The organism is Pseudomonas sp. NFACC05-1 (genome assembly GCF_900100135.1).
Classification (GTDB): domain Bacteria; phylum Pseudomonadota; class Gammaproteobacteria; order Pseudomonadales; family Pseudomonadaceae; genus Aquipseudomonas; species Aquipseudomonas fluorescens_Q.
Map to the genome: position 1 here is coordinate 143,576 of NZ_FMTR01000013.1, position 15,670 is coordinate 159,245.

Here is a 15,670-nt window from a genome sequence, read left to right on the forward strand (position 1 = left end):
GCATTGAGCGAAGAAAATACGTACGACTCAACGAGCATTAAAGTGCTGAAAGGCCTGGATGCCGTACGCAAACGTCCCGGTATGTACATTGGTGACACCGACGATGGCAGCGGTCTGCACCACATGGTGTTCGAGGTGGTCGACAACTCCATCGACGAAGCCCTCGCCGGCCATTGCGACGACATCAGCATCATCATCCACCCGGATGAGTCCATCACCGTTCGCGATAACGGCCGTGGCATCCCGGTAGATGTGCATAAAGAGGAAGGCGTTTCCGCCGCCGAGGTCATCATGACCGTCCTCCACGCTGGCGGTAAGTTCGACGACAACTCCTACAAGGTCTCCGGCGGTCTGCACGGCGTAGGTGTTTCGGTGGTGAACGCGCTGTCGGAAGAACTGGTCCTGACCGTTCGCCGCAGCGGCAAGATCTGGGAGCAGACCTATATCCACGGCGTGCCCCAGGCACCCATGGCGATCGTTGGCGACAGCGAAACCACAGGCACCCAGATCCACTTCAAGGCTTCGAGCGAGACCTTCAAGAACATCCACTTCAGCTGGGACATCCTGGCCAAGCGGATTCGTGAACTGTCCTTCCTCAACTCCGGTGTCGGCATCGTCCTCAAGGACGAGCGCAGCGGCAAGGAAGAGCTATTCAAGTATGAAGGTGGCTTGCGGGCGTTCGTTGAGTACCTGAACACCAACAAGACCCCGGTCAACCAGGTGTTCCACTTCAACGTCCAGCGTGAAGACGGCATCGGCGTGGAAATCGCCCTTCAGTGGAACGACAGCTTCAACGAGAACCTGTTGTGCTTCACCAACAACATCCCGCAGCGCGACGGCGGTACTCACCTGGTGGGCTTCCGTTCGGCACTGACTCGCAACCTGAACAACTACATCGAACAAGAAGGCCTGGCGAAGAAGCATAAAGTCGCCACCACCGGTGACGATGCCCGTGAAGGCCTTACCGCGATCATCTCGGTGAAGGTGCCGGATCCGAAGTTCAGCTCCCAGACCAAGGACAAGTTGGTGTCTTCCGAAGTGAAGACCGCCGTTGAACAGGAGATGGGCAAGTACTTCTCCGACTTCCTGCTGGAAAACCCGAACGAAGCCAAGCTGGTGGTTGGCAAGATGATCGACGCCGCCCGTGCCCGTGAAGCGGCGCGCAAGGCCCGTGAGATGACCCGCCGCAAAGGCGCGCTGGACATCGCCGGCCTGCCGGGCAAACTGGCTGACTGCCAGGAAAAGGACCCTGCCCTGTCCGAGCTGTACCTGGTGGAAGGTGACTCCGCTGGCGGTTCCGCCAAGCAGGGTCGCAACCGCCGCACCCAGGCCATCCTGCCGCTCAAGGGCAAGATCCTGAACGTCGAGAAGGCGCGTTTCGACAAGATGATTTCCTCCCAGGAAGTCGGCACCTTGATCACGGCGTTGGGCTGCGGCATTGGCCGCGAAGAGTACAACATAGACAAGTTGCGCTATCACAACATCATCATCATGACCGACGCTGACGTCGACGGTTCGCACATCCGTACCCTGCTGCTGACGTTCTTCTTCCGTCAGTTGCCGGAGCTGATCGAGCGCGGCTACATCTACATCGCCCAGCCGCCGCTGTACAAGGTCAAGAAAGGCAAGCAAGAGCAATACATCAAAGACGACGACGCCATGGAAGAGTACATGACGCAGTCGGCCCTGGAAGACGCGAGCCTGCACCTTAATGAAGATGCCCCAGGCATTTCCGGTGAAGCCCTCGAGCGCCTGGTGAACGACTTCCGCCTGGTGATGAAGACCCTCAAGCGTCTGTCGCGCCTGTACCCACAGGAACTGACTGAGCACTTCATCTACCTGCCCGCCGTGAGCCTGGAGCAACTGTCCGATCACGCAGCGATGCAAGATTGGCTGGCCCAGTACGAAGTACGCCTGCGCACCGTCGAGAAATCCGGCCTGGTCTACAAAGCCAGCCTGCGTGAAGACCGTGAACGTAACGTCTGGCTGCCGGAGGTCGAGCTGATCTCCCACGGCCTGTCGAACTACGTCACCTTCAACCGCGACTTCTTCGGCAGCAACGACTACAAGACCGTCGTATCCCTGGGTGCGCAACTCAGCACATTGCTGGACGAAGGTGCGTACATCCAACGCGGTGAGCGCAAGAAGTCCGTGACCGAGTTCAAGGAAGCCCTTGAATGGCTGATGGCCGAAAGCACCAAGCGCCACACCATCCAGCGATACAAAGGTCTGGGTGAGATGAACCCGGATCAGCTGTGGGAAACCACCATGGACCCAGGCTCGCGCCGGATGCTGAAAGTCACCATCGAAGACGCCATTGGCGCGGACCAGATCTTCAACACCCTGATGGGTGATGCAGTCGAGCCTCGTCGTGACTTCATCGAGAGCAATGCGCTGGCGGTGTCCAACCTGGATTTCTGATCCCTTCAGTTGCACCGCTCCAAAAAAAGCCAACGCTTATGCGTTGGCTTTTTTTTACATTTGAAAAACCTGCACCGTTTTCAGGCCTGTGGATAAAAAACCGGGTAACTCGGTAACACCTTGGCACAAAGCCTTAACGCTCAATAGGTTAGGAATTGAGTGAGAGCCCCGGATAACGGGGCCTCAGGTTTTTTGGCGCAGAACTTGCGTGTTAAATAAATTACACATCGTTTCTTTAAATTGACAGGGAAGCGGTGGGTACGAGGTGACACGAATAAATCCAACACCAAGGGTAGTCTCAATGAGCGGTACGCAAACTTCCAATCATCTGGAGCAAGGGCTCAAACCCCGGCATGTGACGATGCTATCTATCGCCGGCGTCATCGGCGCTGGCCTTTTCGTGGGCTCCGGCCACGCTATCGCAGCGGCCGGTCCAGCCGTGCTGCTGGCTTACGCTGCGGCGGGTGCCCTCGTGGTGCTGGTGATGCGGATGCTGGGTGAAATGGCAGTGGCATCGCCGGACACCGGTTCCTTCTCCACCTATGCTGACCGTGCGATTGGTCATTGGGCCGGTTTCACCATCGGCTGGCTCTACTGGTGGTTCTGGGTCCTGGTGATTCCGCTGGAAGCCAACGCCGCCGCAACGATCCTGCATGCCTGGTTTCCGAACGTGGCGATCTGGGCCTTCACCTTGGTCATCACCCTGCTGCTGACGGTCACCAACCTGTTCAGCGTGAAAAATTACGGGGAGTTCGAATTCTGGTTCGCCTTGGTCAAGGTGGTGGCGATCATCGGCTTCATTGGCTTGGGTGTGATGGCGATCTTCGGCGTGCTGCCCACCAGCCAGGTCAGCGGTGTTTCGCACCTGTTCGACACCCAGGGCTTCCTGCCCAACGGCATGGGCGCGGTGTTGGGGGCCATCCTGACCACCATGTTTTCGTTCATGGGCACCGAGATCGTGACCATCGCGGCGGCCGAATCGAAGAACCCTGGCCAGCAGATTTCCAAGGCGACCAACTCGGTCATCTGGCGGATTGGCTTGTTCTATCTCGTCTCCATCTTCATCGTCGTTGCCTTGGTGCCGTGGAACGATCCGCTCCTGGCCAGCGTCGGTTCCTACCAGACGGTGCTGGAACGCATGGGCATCCCCAATGCCAAACTGATCGTCGATATCGTCGTCCTGGTGGCAGTCACGAGCTGCCTGAACTCGGCGCTGTATACGGCTTCGCGGATGATGTTCTCGTTGGGCAAGCGTGGTGATGCGCCGGCCGTTTCCCAGCGCACAAACAAGAGCGGTACACCTTACTGGGCGGTGATGCTGTCGACCGGGGCGGCCTTCCTGGCGGTATTCGCCAACTATGTGGCACCGGCTGCTGTGTTTGATTTCCTGCTGGCCAGCTCCGGCGCCATTGCATTGCTGGTGTATCTGGTCATCGCGGTTTCGCAGCTGCGCATGCGCAAACAACGCATGGCGCGTGGTGAAAAAGTCGCTTTCAGCATGTGGCTGTTCCCTGGCCTGACCTACACGGTGATTGTCTTCATCGTCGGGGCCTTGACCATCATGCTGTTCCAGGAAGCCCATCGCGTGGAAATCCTCGCGACCGGTCTGCTGAGTGTCTTGGTGGTGATATCCGGCGTGCTGGTACAGCGCCGTCGGATCGCAAAAGCAGGAAGCTGGGTACCGACGATCGGTTGATCCTGTTGTGGCGAGGGGATTTATCCCCGTTGGGCTGCTCAGCAGCCCTAAAGCAGTGAATTCAATCTTCCAGGCACACCGAGTTGCCTGGTTGGGGGCTGCTGTGCAGCCCAGCGGGGATAAATCCCCTCACCACAGATGTATCCAATACCTAACTCGCGACAGACGCTTCGCTCCCCGCCGCCACACTCTCCAATCGATACCCGTACCCATAAATCGTCAGCAATTGCCAACCCCGGTCTGCCGTCAGGCCGAGCTTGTTGCGCAGGCGATAGATATGGGTGTCGAGCGGGCGGGACGAGGTCATTTCCTCGTGGGTCCAGAAGCGTTCGTAGAAATACTCCCGAGACAGCGGCCGGCCCAGGTTGGCGAACAGGCACCGGGCCAGGCGGTATTCCCGCTCGGTCAGGCTGATGGGAATGCCGGCGCGGGTGATGGTCAGCTCGGCGTCGTCGAACGCCAGGTCATTGAACACCAGCACGTCGTTGGCTGGCGCGCGTTGCAGGTTGTGGCGGCGCAGCACAGCGGTGACCCGGGCCTTGAGCTCGTTGGGCCGGAAGGGTTTGCTCACATAGTCGTCAGCACCGGCGTTGAGGGCCTGGACGATGTCGTGCTCGCCGTCGCGACTGGTCAGCATGATGGCGGCCGGTGGTGAATCCATGTGCTCGCGGGTCCAGCGCAGCAATGAAAGCCCGCTGATGTCCGGCAGTTGCCAGTCGAGGATCAACAGGTCGAAGGTTTCCCGGCGCAGTTGCCGCAACAAGTCCTCGCCTCGTTCAAAGCTGTGCAGGGTCCAGGCCTGCTCGCCCCTGCCGGGGATTTGTTGCAGGGTCTGTTCTACCCGGCGCAGCTCGGCCGGTTCATCGTCCAGTATGGCGACACGCATGGAATGCGATTCCTTGATCTCGAGAGTAACGGACATCTTCAGGTGGCAATGAAACGCAGCCGGTGGCGGATTCGTTGTCATTGACCTGTCGCTGGCTGCGACAATACCGGCTCGCGGCACAGAGGGAAAGGCAGCAGCGCGCCACCTATCGAGTCCCGTTATAGTCATGGGCTTTGCAGGCCCGTAAAGAAATCCCCATTCTTAAGGTTGGCCAGGAGGCCTATGAGTAACCAGCGTCGCCGTGAAAGTCGTGAGCCAACCCAGGTCCAGCGGTTGTTTCGTCAGTTGGTGCGGGAGTGGTTGTGGATAAGTTTGTTGTTGTTGCCGCTGACGGCCTTGCTGTCATTGAGCAGCCAAGCGACGGGTAACCATCCAGGCGCTGTGTTGCTGTCGGTGTGTTTGGTGGCCTGTGTATTGGGCTTGTTGCTGCTGCGCCCGCACCTGGCCTTGTGGACAACAGTGGGTGGCATGAGCCTGGCTCTGTTGATCAGTGCCGTGCTGGGCGCGCGAGGCTGGTGGTGGTCGCCCATGGCAAGTGTGCTGGGCATCCTGTTCGGCTACCTGATCTGGAATTGGCGCCGCCTGAGCGTGGTACTGGCCTATTTCGGCTGGGAGCTGGCACGCCTGGACGCGGAACCCAAGGTCTTCCCGGAACGTCGCCGCGCCTCCTACACCGGCAGCGACCGCTTGCAGGGGCAGATCATGGCCCTGGAGCAGGCCATGAGTCGAACCCGCGACACCCGACGCTTCATTGCCGACGGCCTGGAATATTTGCCGGTGGCGACCATGATCTGTGACCCTCAAGGCAAGCTGTTGCTCGGCAATCGCAAGGCGCGCGAGTTGTTCGGCCATGGCCTGGCGGGTGGCGACGTGCTGGAGCATCTCGGGCAATTGGGTTACCCAGGGTTGGAGCAGGGGACGCATCACCGGTTATCCACATTGCCCTTGGTGGAGTTTCGCGACATTCGCGAGCGCAGCTTGCGCCTGGAACGGGCGGCGTTGTTGCCGGTTGATGGCGATGCGCCGATTGGCTGGTTGTTGAGCCTCACGGACCTGAGTGCCGAACGTGAGGCTGAAGAACAGCGCAGCGTCATGCTGCGTTTCCTTTCCCATGATTTGCGTGCCCCGCACTCGGCGATCCTTGCATTGCTCGATGTGCAGCGGCATCAGGTCGGTGGGGATAATCCGCTGTTCGACCAGATCGAGTGCCAGGTACGTCGCGCCCTGGACCTGACCGAGGGCTTCGTGCAATTGGCCAAGGCCGAATCCGAGGCGTATCAATTCCAGCCGACGCTGTTCGCCATGCTGGTTCTGGATGTGCTCGACCAGGCGCTGCCCATCGCCCAGGCAAAACGCATCCAGTTGATTCATGAAATAGAGGATGAAGAGGCAATGGTGAGGGCGGATCAGCCGTTGCTGACTCGTGCCCTGTTCAATCTGCTGGAAAATGCCATCAAGTACAGTGTGCCCGACGCCTGCATTTCGCTGCAGGTTCATTGCACCCCGGGCTGGTTGATCTGCAATGTCGCCGACCAGGGCAAAGGCATCAGCGCCGAAGAACTACCAGACCTGTTTAGTCAGTACCGACGGTTTTCCTCGGCTCACGGGGTCGATGGAATTGGCTTGGGGTTGTCGATGGTCAAGGCTGTGGTTGACCATCACGAGGGGAAAATCGAGTGCCATAGCGTGGTGGGTAAAGGCACGACGTTTAGCCTGCGTTTCCCGTTATTGGAAGATTGAAAAGATCGCAGCCTTCGTCTGCATGAGTTGCCGAAGGCTGCGATCTTTGGGTGCTATAAAAAACTTATGCACCTGAAGGTGGGTTTTATGTGTTTAGGAAATATGTATTAAAAACATAGACCTACAGCATAAAAGCACCGGATTTAGAAAAAACGGTACACAGGTTATCCACAGATCTCAAACAGCGAGCTGGTCGGTGGTGGCCGGTGTTGTCGGGGTCGGGGGCAGCGAGCCCATTTCCCGTTGTGTCTGTTCATTCCAGGCTTGGACACGGTCATTGAGGTCGGCGATGGCGCGGGGCCCAGTGCCTTCGGCATACATCGGCGCGCCGATCACCACAGTGATGACGCCTGGTGTTCTGATCCAGCCAGCCTTGGGCCAGAATTTGCCGGCATTGTGTGCAATCGGCAGCACGGGTAGATCGGCGTTCACGGCCAATGCCGAACCGCTACGGGAGAATTTGCCGACGGTTCCATAAGGAACACGGGTGCCCTCGGGGAAGATCAGCACCCAAACGTTATCCTTGAGCAGTTCGTCGCCCTTCTTCGCGACCTGCTTGAGGGCTGCCTTGGGGTTGTCGCGATCGATAGCGATCGGGCGCAGCATCGCCATGGCCCAGCCGAAGAACGGCACGAACAACAGTTCACGCTTGAGTACTTGGCTCAACGGTTCGAAATAGGCCGAGAGAAAGAACGTTTCCCAGGTGCTCTGGTGGTTGGACTGGATCACGCAGGGCCGGTCAGGCACGTTCTCGGCCCCTTTGACCTCATAGCGGATGCCCAGGAACACTTTGCTCAACCACAGTGCGCAGCGGCACCAGTACACATTGATGAAACGGTAGCGCGCCTTGAACGGCAAGAAAGGCGCGATAAAAAAACTCAAGGAGCACCACAGCAAGGAGCTGGTGCCCAACAGCAGGTAAAAGAGAAAGGCTCTGATGGCCTGCAATATAGACATAGCGGCATTTACCGTTGCGGGCAATGCCCGCCTGTTCAAGCGCTTCCCGAACAATCCTTGATCAGGTTGTCTTGGGAGCTCTAATTGTGGATAAGTTCAGCGGCAATCGCCGCCAAGTCGTCAAAAATCAAGGTGCCCACCGGTAGGGTCTTGCCCAGAGTCTTCTCGCCTTTCCCGGTCTTTACCAAAACTGGCTGACAATCGACGGCCTTGGCCGCCTCCAGGTCACCGAGGCTGTCGCCGACGAACCACACACCCGCCAGTGTCACGCCGTAATGCGTGGCAATGGTTTTCAACATGCCCGGCTTGGGTTTGCGGCAATCGCAACCTTCGTCCGGCCCATGCGGGCAATAAACGATCAGCCCGACTTCCCCGCCCTGCTCCGCCACCAATGCACGCAGGTGCTCGTGCATGGCTTCGAGCACGGCGAGGTCATAATAACCGCGGGCAATGCCCGACTGGTTGGTGGCAACCGCCACCGTCCAGCCGGCCTTGCTCAACTGCGCGATGGCTTCGATCGAACCGGGTAGCGGCAACCACTCCTCCACCGATTTGATGTAAGCGTCGGAGTCGTGATTGATCACCCCGTCCCGATCGAGAATCAGCAGTTTCAACAGCAGCTCCTCAACCCAGCACGGAAATATCGGCAATATTGAGGAACAGGCTGCGCAGGCGTGCCAGCAATGCATAACGATTCTTGCGAACGTCTTCGTTGTCCGCATTCACCATCACGGCTTCAAAGAACGCATCGACCGGCTCGCGCAGTGCCGCCAGGCGCGCCAGTGCCTCGGCATAATCGCGTTTTTCCATGAGCGGTTGTACCGACGCATACGCCTGTTGAATCGCCGAGTTGAGCGAAAACTCGGCGGCATTATCAAAGTAACGTGCTTCAACGGCTTTGACGGAAGGCTCGGCCTTGCTCAGCAGGTTCGACACACGCTTGTTCACCGACGCCAGCGCTGCCGCTTCCGGCAATTTGCGGAACGCCTGCACCGCTTGTACACGCTGGTCGAAGTCCAGGGCCGAACCTGGTTTCAGGGCACGCACCGACAGATAGGTAGCAACATCGACGCCTTCGTCTTCATAACGCGCACGCAGGCGGTCGAAGATGAACTCCAGCACCGCATCGGCCAGGCCGGCAGACTTGACCTTGCTGCCGAACGCATTGACGGCGAATGCCACGGCGTCGTTCAGGTCCAGGTCCAGCTGCTTGTCGATCAGGATCCGCAACACACCCAGCGCCGCACGACGCAAGGCATAAGGGTCTTTGCTGCCGGTGGGCAGCATGCCGATACCGAAGATGCCGACCAGGGTGTCGAGCTTGTCAGCGATCGCCACGGCCGCACCGGTCAGGGTGGTCGGCAGCTCGGCGCCGGCACCGCGGGGCATGTACTGCTCGTTCAGTGCCAGGGCCACGTCCTGCGGCTCGCCATCGTTGAGGGCGTAGTAGTAACCGGCGACGCCTTGCATCTCCGGGAACTCACCGACCATCTCGGTGGACAGGTCGCACTTGGACAGGATGCCGGCACGGGCTGCGCGCTGGGCGTCGCCGCCGATGCGTGGGGCGATGAACGCGGCCAGTTTCGATACGCGTTCGGCCTTGTCATAGACGCTGCCGAGTTTTTCCTGGAACACCACGTTGCGCAGACGCTCGTTGAAGCTTTCCAGCGGCTGCTTCTTGTCTTGCTTGAAGAAGAACTCGGCATCGGTCAGGCGCGGGCGGACGACTTTTTCGTTACCGGCGATGATCTGCTGCGGGTCCTTGCTTTCGATGTTGGCGACCGTGATGAAGCGCGGCAGCAACTTGCCTTCGGCGTCCAGCAGGCAGAAGTACTTCTGGTTGTCCTGCATGGTGGTGATCAGCGCTTCCTGCGGCACTTCAAGGAAACGTTCCTCGAACGAGCACACCAGCGGCACTGGCCATTCCACCAACGCTGTCACTTCGTCCAGCAGGTTGGCCGGCACGATGGCGGTGCCTTCCTGCAGGGTGGCCAGCTCTTCGGTGCGCTTGCTGATCAGTGCGCGGCGCTCGTTGGCGTCGGCCAGCACGTAGGCGGCACGCAGGTCGGCCAGGTAGTTGGCCGGCGAGGTGATGCGCACGCTCTGTGGATGATGGAAGCGGTGACCGCGGGAATCGCGACCGGCCTTCTGGGCCAGGATCGTGCAATCGATGACCTGGTCACCGAGCAACATCACCAGCCACTGGGTTGGACGTACGAATTCTTCCTTGCGCGCGGCCCAGCGCATGCGCTTGGGGATCGGCAAGTCATTGAGGGAGTCTTCGACGATGGTCGGCAACAGGCTGGCGGTCGGCTTGCCCTTGATGCTCTGGCTATAGCGCAGCTTCGGGCCGCTCTGGTCGATTTCGCTCAGGTCCACGCCGCACTTCTTGGCGAAGCCCAGGGCGGCTTGGGTCGGGTTGCCGTCGGCATCGAACGCGGCCTGGCGTGGCGGGCCGTCGAGGTTGATGCTGCGGTCTGGCTGCTGGGTCGCCAGGGCGGTGATCAGCACGGCCAGGCGGCGCGGCGCGGCGTACACCTGTTTGGCTTCGTAGCTCAGGCCGGCAGCTTGCAGGCCTTTGTCGATACCGGCCAGGAACGCATCGGCCAGGGTGTTCAGGGCTTTGGGTGGCAGTTCTTCGGTGCCCAGTTCAACCAGAAAATCTTGAGCACTCATTGTGCAGCCTCCAGCTTAGCCAACACTTCATCACGCAGGTCCGGGGTCGCCATCGGGAAGCCCAGCTTGGCACGGGCCAGCAGGTAGGCTTGCGCAACGGAACGCGCCAGGGTGCGCACACGCAGGATGTATTGCTGGCGCGCGGTCACGGAAATCGCCCGGCGTGCATCCAGCAGGTTGAAGGTATGGGACGCCTTCAACACCATTTCATAGCTCGGCAACGGCAGCGGCTGGTCCAGCTCGATCAGGCGCTTGGCTTCGCTTTCATAGAAATCGAACAGCTCGAACAGCTTGTCGACGTTGGCGTGTTCGAAGTTGTAGGTCGACTGTTCCACTTCGTTCTGGTGGAACACGTCGCCGTAGGTCACTTTGCCGAACGGACCGTCGGCCCACACCAGGTCGTAGACCGAATCCACACCCTGCAGGTACATGGCCAGGCGTTCGAGGCCGTAGGTGATTTCGCCGGTGACCGGGTAGCACTCGATGCCGCCCGCCTGCTGGAAGTAGGTGAACTGGGTCACTTCCATGCCGTTGAGCCAGACTTCCCAGCCCAGGCCCCAGGCGCCCAGGGTTGGCGACTCCCAGTTGTCTTCGACGAAACGGATGTCGTGCACCAGTGGGTCGAGGCCCACGTGCTTGAGGGAGCCCAGGTACAGCTCCTGGAAGTTTTCCGGGTTCGGCTTCAGCACGACCTGGAACTGGTAGTAGTGCTGCAGGCGGTTCGGGTTTTCGCCGTAGCGGCCGTCAGTCGGGCGGCGGCTGGGCTGCACATAAGCGGCGTTCCAGGTTTCCGGGCCGATGGCACGCAGAAACGTGGCAGTGTGGAAAGTGCCGGCGCCTACTTCCATATCGTAGGGCTGAAGTACCACGCAACCTTGCTCGGCCCAGTATTGCTGGAGGGCGAGGATCAAGTCTTGGAAGGTACGCACGGCTGGCGTAGGCTGGCTCACGAAATTCACCTGTTTCTTGGGCTGCGATTTAAAGAGCGGGAGTATACCCGATTCGTTCGTGCGCACGCCCCCTGGAGCCTTATGCCACGCTGCTTTTGGTGTTCTGACGATCCTTTGTACATGGCTTATCACGATCAGGAGTGGGGCACGCCGCTGCGCGATGCGCAGGGTTTGTTCGAGTTGCTTTTGCTCGAAGGGTTCCAGGCCGGTCTGTCCTGGATCACCGTTTTGCGTAAACGCGAGCGCTACCGGGAAGTGTTGTACGGCTTCGATGTGCAGCGCGTGGCGCAGATGAGCGACGCGGAAATCGATGAGCTGATGCTCGACCCCGGCATCATCCGCAACCGCCTCAAACTCAAGGCCGCCCGCCGCAACGCCCAGGCCTGGCTGGCCCTGGAGGATCCGGTGGCGTTCCTCTGGTCGTTCGTCGGCGATAAACCCATCATCAACCATTTCAAGGACCGCAGCGAAGTGCCGGCCATCACGCCCGAGGCTCTGGCAATGAGCAAAGGTCTGAAAAAGGCCGGGTTCACCTTCGTCGGGCCGACCATTTGCTACGCCTTGATGCAGGCCTCGGGCATGGTCATGGACCACACCCAGGACTGCGACCGCTACGCCGAGCTGGCAAACGGCGGTTAGAATAGCCGGCTCGCAACACGGCCCATACATTCAGGAGTGACCTGTGGATAAGTTGAAAGGCGCCTTGCTGGTCGGCGCTCTGCGGTTGTTTGCGCTGCTGCCCTGGCGAGCGGTGCAGGCAGTGGGCTCGGCGATTGGCTGGCTCATGTGGAAATTTCCCAACCGTTCCCGCGACGTGGTGCGGATCAACCTCGCCAAATGTTTTCCCGAGATGGACCCGGCCGAGCGCGAACGCCTGGTGGGCCAGAGCCTCAAGGACATTGGCAAATCCCTGACCGAAAGCGCCTGCGCCTGGATCTGGCCGGCCCAGCGCTCCATCGACCTGGTGCGTGAAGTCGAGGGCCTGGACGTATTGAAAGAGGCCCTGGCGTCCGGCAAAGGCGTAGTCGGCATCACCAGCCACCTGGGCAACTGGGAAGTGCTCAACCACTTCTATTGCAGCCAGTGCAAGCCGATCATTTTCTACCGTCCGCCCAAGCTCAAGGCGGTGGATGAATTGCTGCGCAAGCAGCGGGTGCAGTTGGGCAATAAAGTCGCGGCATCGACCAAGGAAGGCATCCTCAGCGTCATCAAGGAAGTGCGCAAGGGCGGCCAGGTGGGCATCCCCGCCGACCCGGAACCGGCCGAATCCGCCGGTATCTTCGTGCCCTTCTTCGCCACCCAGGCCCTGACCAGCAAGTTCGTGCCGAACATGCTCGCCGGCGGCAAAGCGGTCGGCGTCTTCCTCCACGCCCTGCGCCTGCCGGACGGCTCCGGCTACAAAGTCATCCTCGAAGCCGCGCCCGAGGCCATGTACAGCACCGACACCGAAACCGCCTGCGCCGCCATGAGCCAAGTGGTGGAGCGCTACGTGCGGGCCTACCCCAGCCAGTACATGTGGAGCATGAAACGCTTCAAGAAACGCCCGCCTGGCGAGGCGCGGTGGTACTGAAGCACACCACCGATCCTTGTGGGAACGAACTTGCTCGCGATAGCGGCCTAACAGCCGCCGCATAAACAACTGACTCCATCCTTCCCCCGTGGCGAGGGAGCTTGCTCCCGCTGGGCTGCGAAGCAGCCCCAACCGACCAGGCGCACAATCCAACGGAGGCGAAATGGATAACGCTCCAGGCAAACGCGTCATCGTCATCGGTGCGGGCATCGTAGGCGCATCCCTGGCCTACCACCTGGCGACCAAAGGCGCGAAAGTCACTGTGGTCGAGGCCGAAGGTATCGCGTCAGGCGTGACCGGCAGCTCATTCGCCTGGATCAACACCTCCCATGGCGAACCCGACCCCATTGCGCCATTGCGCGGTGCTGCCATCCAGGAATACCGCCGACTCGAAACGCAACTGCCTGGCCTGAAGATCCGCTGGACTGGCGCCCTCTCTTACGGCTCGAGTTCAACAGCGTCGGCTAGCCGGATATCCCAATCACAGATCCGTGAACTTGAGCCGAACCTCAAGAACCCTCCTCAGCAAGCTTCGTATGCGGCGGAAGAAGGAGCGCTGGACGCCGTAGCAGCAACCCATGCGCTGATCGCCGGTGCTCAAGCGAATGGCGCGAAAGTGCTCACTCAAACGTCGGTTCTCGGCTTTAAAACCCAGGGTTCCACCGTGTGGGGCGTTGAAACCGCCACGGGCGTCATTGAAGCCGATATCGTCGTATTGGCAGCCGGCACAGGCATCACGAAGCTGGCCGACCTGCTTGAAGTCTGCCTGCCCATAGACGCCTCCCCGGCAATTTTCATCCGCTACACCTCGCCACCCAACCTGGTACGCAGCCTCATTTCCAGCCCTGAAATGGAAGTGAGGCAAACCCCGGAGGGTGCGTTGCTGGCGGCCGAAGACTACCTGGACGACGCCTTGGAAAACCAACCATCGGAGATCGCGCTGCGCACCGCCAACGCCATCAAAAGCGAACTCCACGGCGTCGTCTCCCTGGACCTACAATCGGCTCGCGTCGGATACAGACCCATGCCTGCTGATGACATCCCCATCATTGGTTATCTTCCGCAGGTTGGCGGCGTATACGTGTGCGTCATGCACCCCGGCGTAACCCTGGCCGCGATCGTGGGTCGTCTTGCCAGTGAGGATATCGTCGGCGACAAGGCTTGCTCGGCCCTCAACCCCTGTCGTCCGGATCGATTTTTCCAAGCTCGGTGAGGGGGAAATGGCCTAAGCTCGCTTACTCCCAAATCAGCCAAGGAAGCGACAATGGGCATTCAAGGTAAAGACAGTCAGATCGATAACATCGAGTTCAATGTCAGCGACATCGCCCGCAGCAAAGCCTTCTATGCAAGCGTGTTCGGCTGGAGTTTCGTCGACTACGGCCCGACCTATACCGAATTCAGCGACGGTCGCCTGACCGGTGGTTTCACGACCGGTGAACCGGTGCGCCCGGGTGGTCCGTTGATCATCTTGTACGCGGATGACCTTGAGGCTACCCAACTCCGGCTCAAGGCCGCGGGGGCGCTCATCAGCCGTGAAGTGTTCGCGTTCCCGGGTGGAAGGCGTTTCCACTTCATCGACCCGGATGGCTATGAGCTGGCGGTATGGTCGGCTTCCTGATGGTTGATTGATCACGAGGAGGCGCAAAGCCTCAATCGTGTCCATGATTAAGGGCCTGCGATATCGGCGACGTTGGGATGGCAAAGCCATCCCTCGATCCGTCGGATTACCGTCCAGTCAGAAATATCGCACTTCCTCTGGCTCATTAATCAAGGAGTCCCCCTCATGAACATCGACTTCACCGGCCGTCACGTCCTCGTCACCGGCTCCACCAGCGGTATCGGTTTTGCCACAGCCAAAGGCTTCCTCGAAGCCGGCGCCCACGTGGTTATCAACGGTCGCAGCGGGAGCAGCGTGGAGGACGCGTTGCAGCGCTTGGGCGCCCTAGCTTCAAGGGCCGATGGCTTTGTTGGCGATCTGAGCAACGCGCCGGGCTGCGAGGCACTGATCGCCAAATACCCACGCTTCGATATCGTCATCAACAATCTGGGCATTTTCAAACTGGAAGACTTTTTCGAAACGCCGGACAGCGAATGGCAGCGCTTCTTCGAAACCAACGTAATGTCCGGCGTGCGGGTTTCCAGGGCCTACGCGCCGGGCATGGTCGAGCGGGGCTGGGGGCGGATTGTGTTTGTTTCGTCGGAGTCGGGCGTGAACATTCCTGCCGACATGATTCACTACGGCTTCACCAAGACCGCCCAGCTGTCCATCGCTCGTGGCCTGGCCAAGCGCCTGGCTGGTACAGGCGTTACGGTGAACTCGGTGCTGCCTGGGCCGACGCTGTCCGAAGGGGTTGCCCAGATGCTCCAGGCAGACGTCGAGCGCACCGGGGACAGCCTGGAAAAGGTCGCGGCGGATTTCGTCAATGAGCACCGCAGCACCTCGATCATCCAGCGCGCGGCGCGCGTCGAGGAAGTCGCCAACATGATCATCTATGCCAGCTCGGAACAGGCCTCGGCCACCACTGGCGCCGCGTTGCGGGTTGATGGGGGTGTGGTGGATAGCATCGTTTAGGATCCCGCGACACGTTGCAAAAAAACGCCGCTTCCTCATGAGAGATAAGCGGCGTTTTTTGTTTTGGAGACAACATGGGTTGATTCGACCGGCTTTGGCGTGGTGAAGGGCTTGTTCAGCTCACTCTGTTTTCGATCAGTCGATCCGAGCCACCTTCGGCTACGCGGTTTTCGATCAGTCGATCCGAGCCACCTTCGGCTAC

At 59.9% G+C, this 15,670-nt stretch carries 13 protein-coding genes; 8 read left to right on the plus strand and 5 right to left on the minus strand.

Annotated elements, in window-relative coordinates; genetic code table 11:
• The first annotated feature begins 3 nt into the window (after positions 1 to 3).
• On the plus strand, positions 4 to 2,421 hold the full coding sequence (gene gyrB, locus BLO97_RS19440) for a DNA topoisomerase (ATP-hydrolyzing) subunit B (protein ID WP_063323652.1): 2,418 nt from the start codon (positions 4 to 6) through the stop codon (positions 2,419 to 2,421).
• Between the two features lie 301 nt (positions 2,422 to 2,722).
• Positions 2,723 to 4,117, plus strand: a complete 1,395-nt coding sequence (gabP, locus tag BLO97_RS19445) for a GABA permease (protein WP_092347423.1) — start codon at positions 2,723 to 2,725, stop codon at positions 4,115 to 4,117.
• A gap of 151 nt (positions 4,118 to 4,268) precedes the next feature.
• Here the strand turns inward: gabP and BLO97_RS19450 are convergent, their stop codons facing one another.
• Positions 4,269 to 5,003 (minus strand): response regulator transcription factor, encoded by a 735-nt coding sequence (locus BLO97_RS19450; RefSeq protein ID WP_072343733.1) that lies wholly within the window; start codon positions 5,001 to 5,003, stop codon positions 4,269 to 4,271.
• Between the two features lie 222 nt (positions 5,004 to 5,225).
• On the opposite strand from BLO97_RS19450, the gene BLO97_RS19455 reads away from it, so the two are divergent.
• Positions 5,226 to 6,743, plus strand: a complete 1,518-nt coding sequence (locus BLO97_RS19455) for a sensor histidine kinase (protein WP_092347426.1) — start codon at positions 5,226 to 5,228, stop codon at positions 6,741 to 6,743.
• Between the two features lie 177 nt (positions 6,744 to 6,920).
• Here BLO97_RS19455 and BLO97_RS19460 read toward each other — a convergent pair whose 3' ends face one another.
• The 4 genes from BLO97_RS19460 to glyQ form a co-directional block, all read right to left on the minus strand.
• Positions 6,921 to 7,700 (minus strand): lysophospholipid acyltransferase family protein, encoded by a 780-nt coding sequence (locus BLO97_RS19460; protein ID WP_063323648.1) that lies wholly within the window; start codon positions 7,698 to 7,700, stop codon positions 6,921 to 6,923.
• Positions 7,701 to 7,780: 80 nt separating this feature from the next.
• Positions 7,781 to 8,320 carry a D-glycero-beta-D-manno-heptose 1,7-bisphosphate 7-phosphatase gene (gene gmhB / locus BLO97_RS19465; RefSeq protein WP_161951759.1) on the minus strand — a complete coding sequence of 180 codons (540 nt, stop codon included), beginning with the start codon at positions 8,318 to 8,320 and terminating at the stop codon, positions 7,781 to 7,783.
• A gap of 4 nt (positions 8,321 to 8,324) precedes the next feature.
• Positions 8,325 to 10,376, minus strand: a complete 2,052-nt coding sequence (gene glyS / locus BLO97_RS19470) for a glycine--tRNA ligase subunit beta (protein WP_063323646.1) — start codon at positions 10,374 to 10,376, stop codon at positions 8,325 to 8,327.
• Positions 10,373 to 11,326, minus strand: coding sequence for a glycine--tRNA ligase subunit alpha (glyQ, locus tag BLO97_RS19475; protein ID WP_022641565.1), 954 nt, complete (start codon positions 11,324 to 11,326; stop codon positions 10,373 to 10,375). Before glyQ ends, glyS begins: the two co-directional genes overlap by 4 nt.
• Positions 11,327 to 11,407: 81 nt before the next feature.
• Between glyQ and BLO97_RS19480 the strand changes: the two genes are divergently transcribed.
• The 5 genes from BLO97_RS19480 to BLO97_RS19500 all read left to right on the plus strand — a co-directional run bounded on the left by BLO97_RS19480 (position 11,408) and on the right by BLO97_RS19500 (position 15,468).
• A complete protein-coding gene (locus BLO97_RS19480) occupies positions 11,408 to 11,965 on the plus strand; it encodes a DNA-3-methyladenine glycosylase I (RefSeq protein ID WP_063323645.1) in 558 nt (185 codons plus the stop codon).
• 43 nt (positions 11,966 to 12,008) lie between these two features.
• A complete protein-coding gene (locus BLO97_RS19485) occupies positions 12,009 to 12,896 on the plus strand; it encodes a lysophospholipid acyltransferase (protein WP_092221081.1) in 888 nt (295 codons plus the stop codon).
• A 163-nt stretch (positions 12,897 to 13,059) separates the two neighbouring features.
• Positions 13,060 to 14,109: an NAD(P)/FAD-dependent oxidoreductase gene (locus BLO97_RS19490; protein ID WP_092147491.1), complete on the plus strand. Its 1,050-nt coding sequence runs from the start codon at positions 13,060 to 13,062 to the stop codon at positions 14,107 to 14,109.
• Between the two features lie 51 nt (positions 14,110 to 14,160).
• The gene (locus tag BLO97_RS19495) at positions 14,161 to 14,514 is read left to right on the plus strand and encodes a VOC family protein (RefSeq protein WP_092221075.1); all 354 of its coding nucleotides are present in this window, start codon (positions 14,161 to 14,163) and stop codon (positions 14,512 to 14,514) included.
• Positions 14,515 to 14,679: 165 nt separating this feature from the next.
• Complete coding sequence (locus BLO97_RS19500) at positions 14,680 to 15,468, plus strand: SDR family NAD(P)-dependent oxidoreductase (RefSeq protein ID WP_092147485.1); 789 nt, start codon at positions 14,680 to 14,682, stop codon at positions 15,466 to 15,468.
• Positions 15,469 to 15,670 lie beyond the last annotated feature (202 nt).

What these genes read in the sequence shown, in the direction of transcription:
- gabP (WP_092347423.1), top strand. Translation starts at nt 2,723, where the DNA reads ATGAGCGGTACGCAAACTTCCAATCATCTGGAGCAAGGGCTCAAACCC.
- BLO97_RS19450 (WP_072343733.1), bottom strand. Translation starts at nt 5,003, where the DNA reads ATGCGTGTCGCCATACTGGACGATGAACCGGCCGAGCTGCGCCGGGTA.
- BLO97_RS19455 (WP_092347426.1), top strand. Translation starts at nt 5,226, where the DNA reads ATGAGTAACCAGCGTCGCCGTGAAAGTCGTGAGCCAACCCAGGTCCAG.
- BLO97_RS19460 (WP_063323648.1), bottom strand. Translation starts at nt 7,700, where the DNA reads ATGTCTATATTGCAGGCCATCAGAGCCTTTCTCTTTTACCTGCTGTTG.
- glyS (WP_063323646.1), bottom strand. Translation starts at nt 10,376, where the DNA reads ATGAGTGCTCAAGATTTTCTGGTTGAACTGGGCACCGAAGAACTGCCA.
- BLO97_RS19480 (WP_063323645.1), top strand. Translation starts at nt 11,408, where the DNA reads ATGCCACGCTGCTTTTGGTGTTCTGACGATCCTTTGTACATGGCTTAT.
- BLO97_RS19490 (WP_092147491.1), top strand. Translation starts at nt 13,060, where the DNA reads ATGGATAACGCTCCAGGCAAACGCGTCATCGTCATCGGTGCGGGCATC.
- BLO97_RS19495 (WP_092221075.1), top strand. Translation starts at nt 14,161, where the DNA reads ATGGGCATTCAAGGTAAAGACAGTCAGATCGATAACATCGAGTTCAAT.
- BLO97_RS19500 (WP_092147485.1), top strand. Translation starts at nt 14,680, where the DNA reads ATGAACATCGACTTCACCGGCCGTCACGTCCTCGTCACCGGCTCCACC.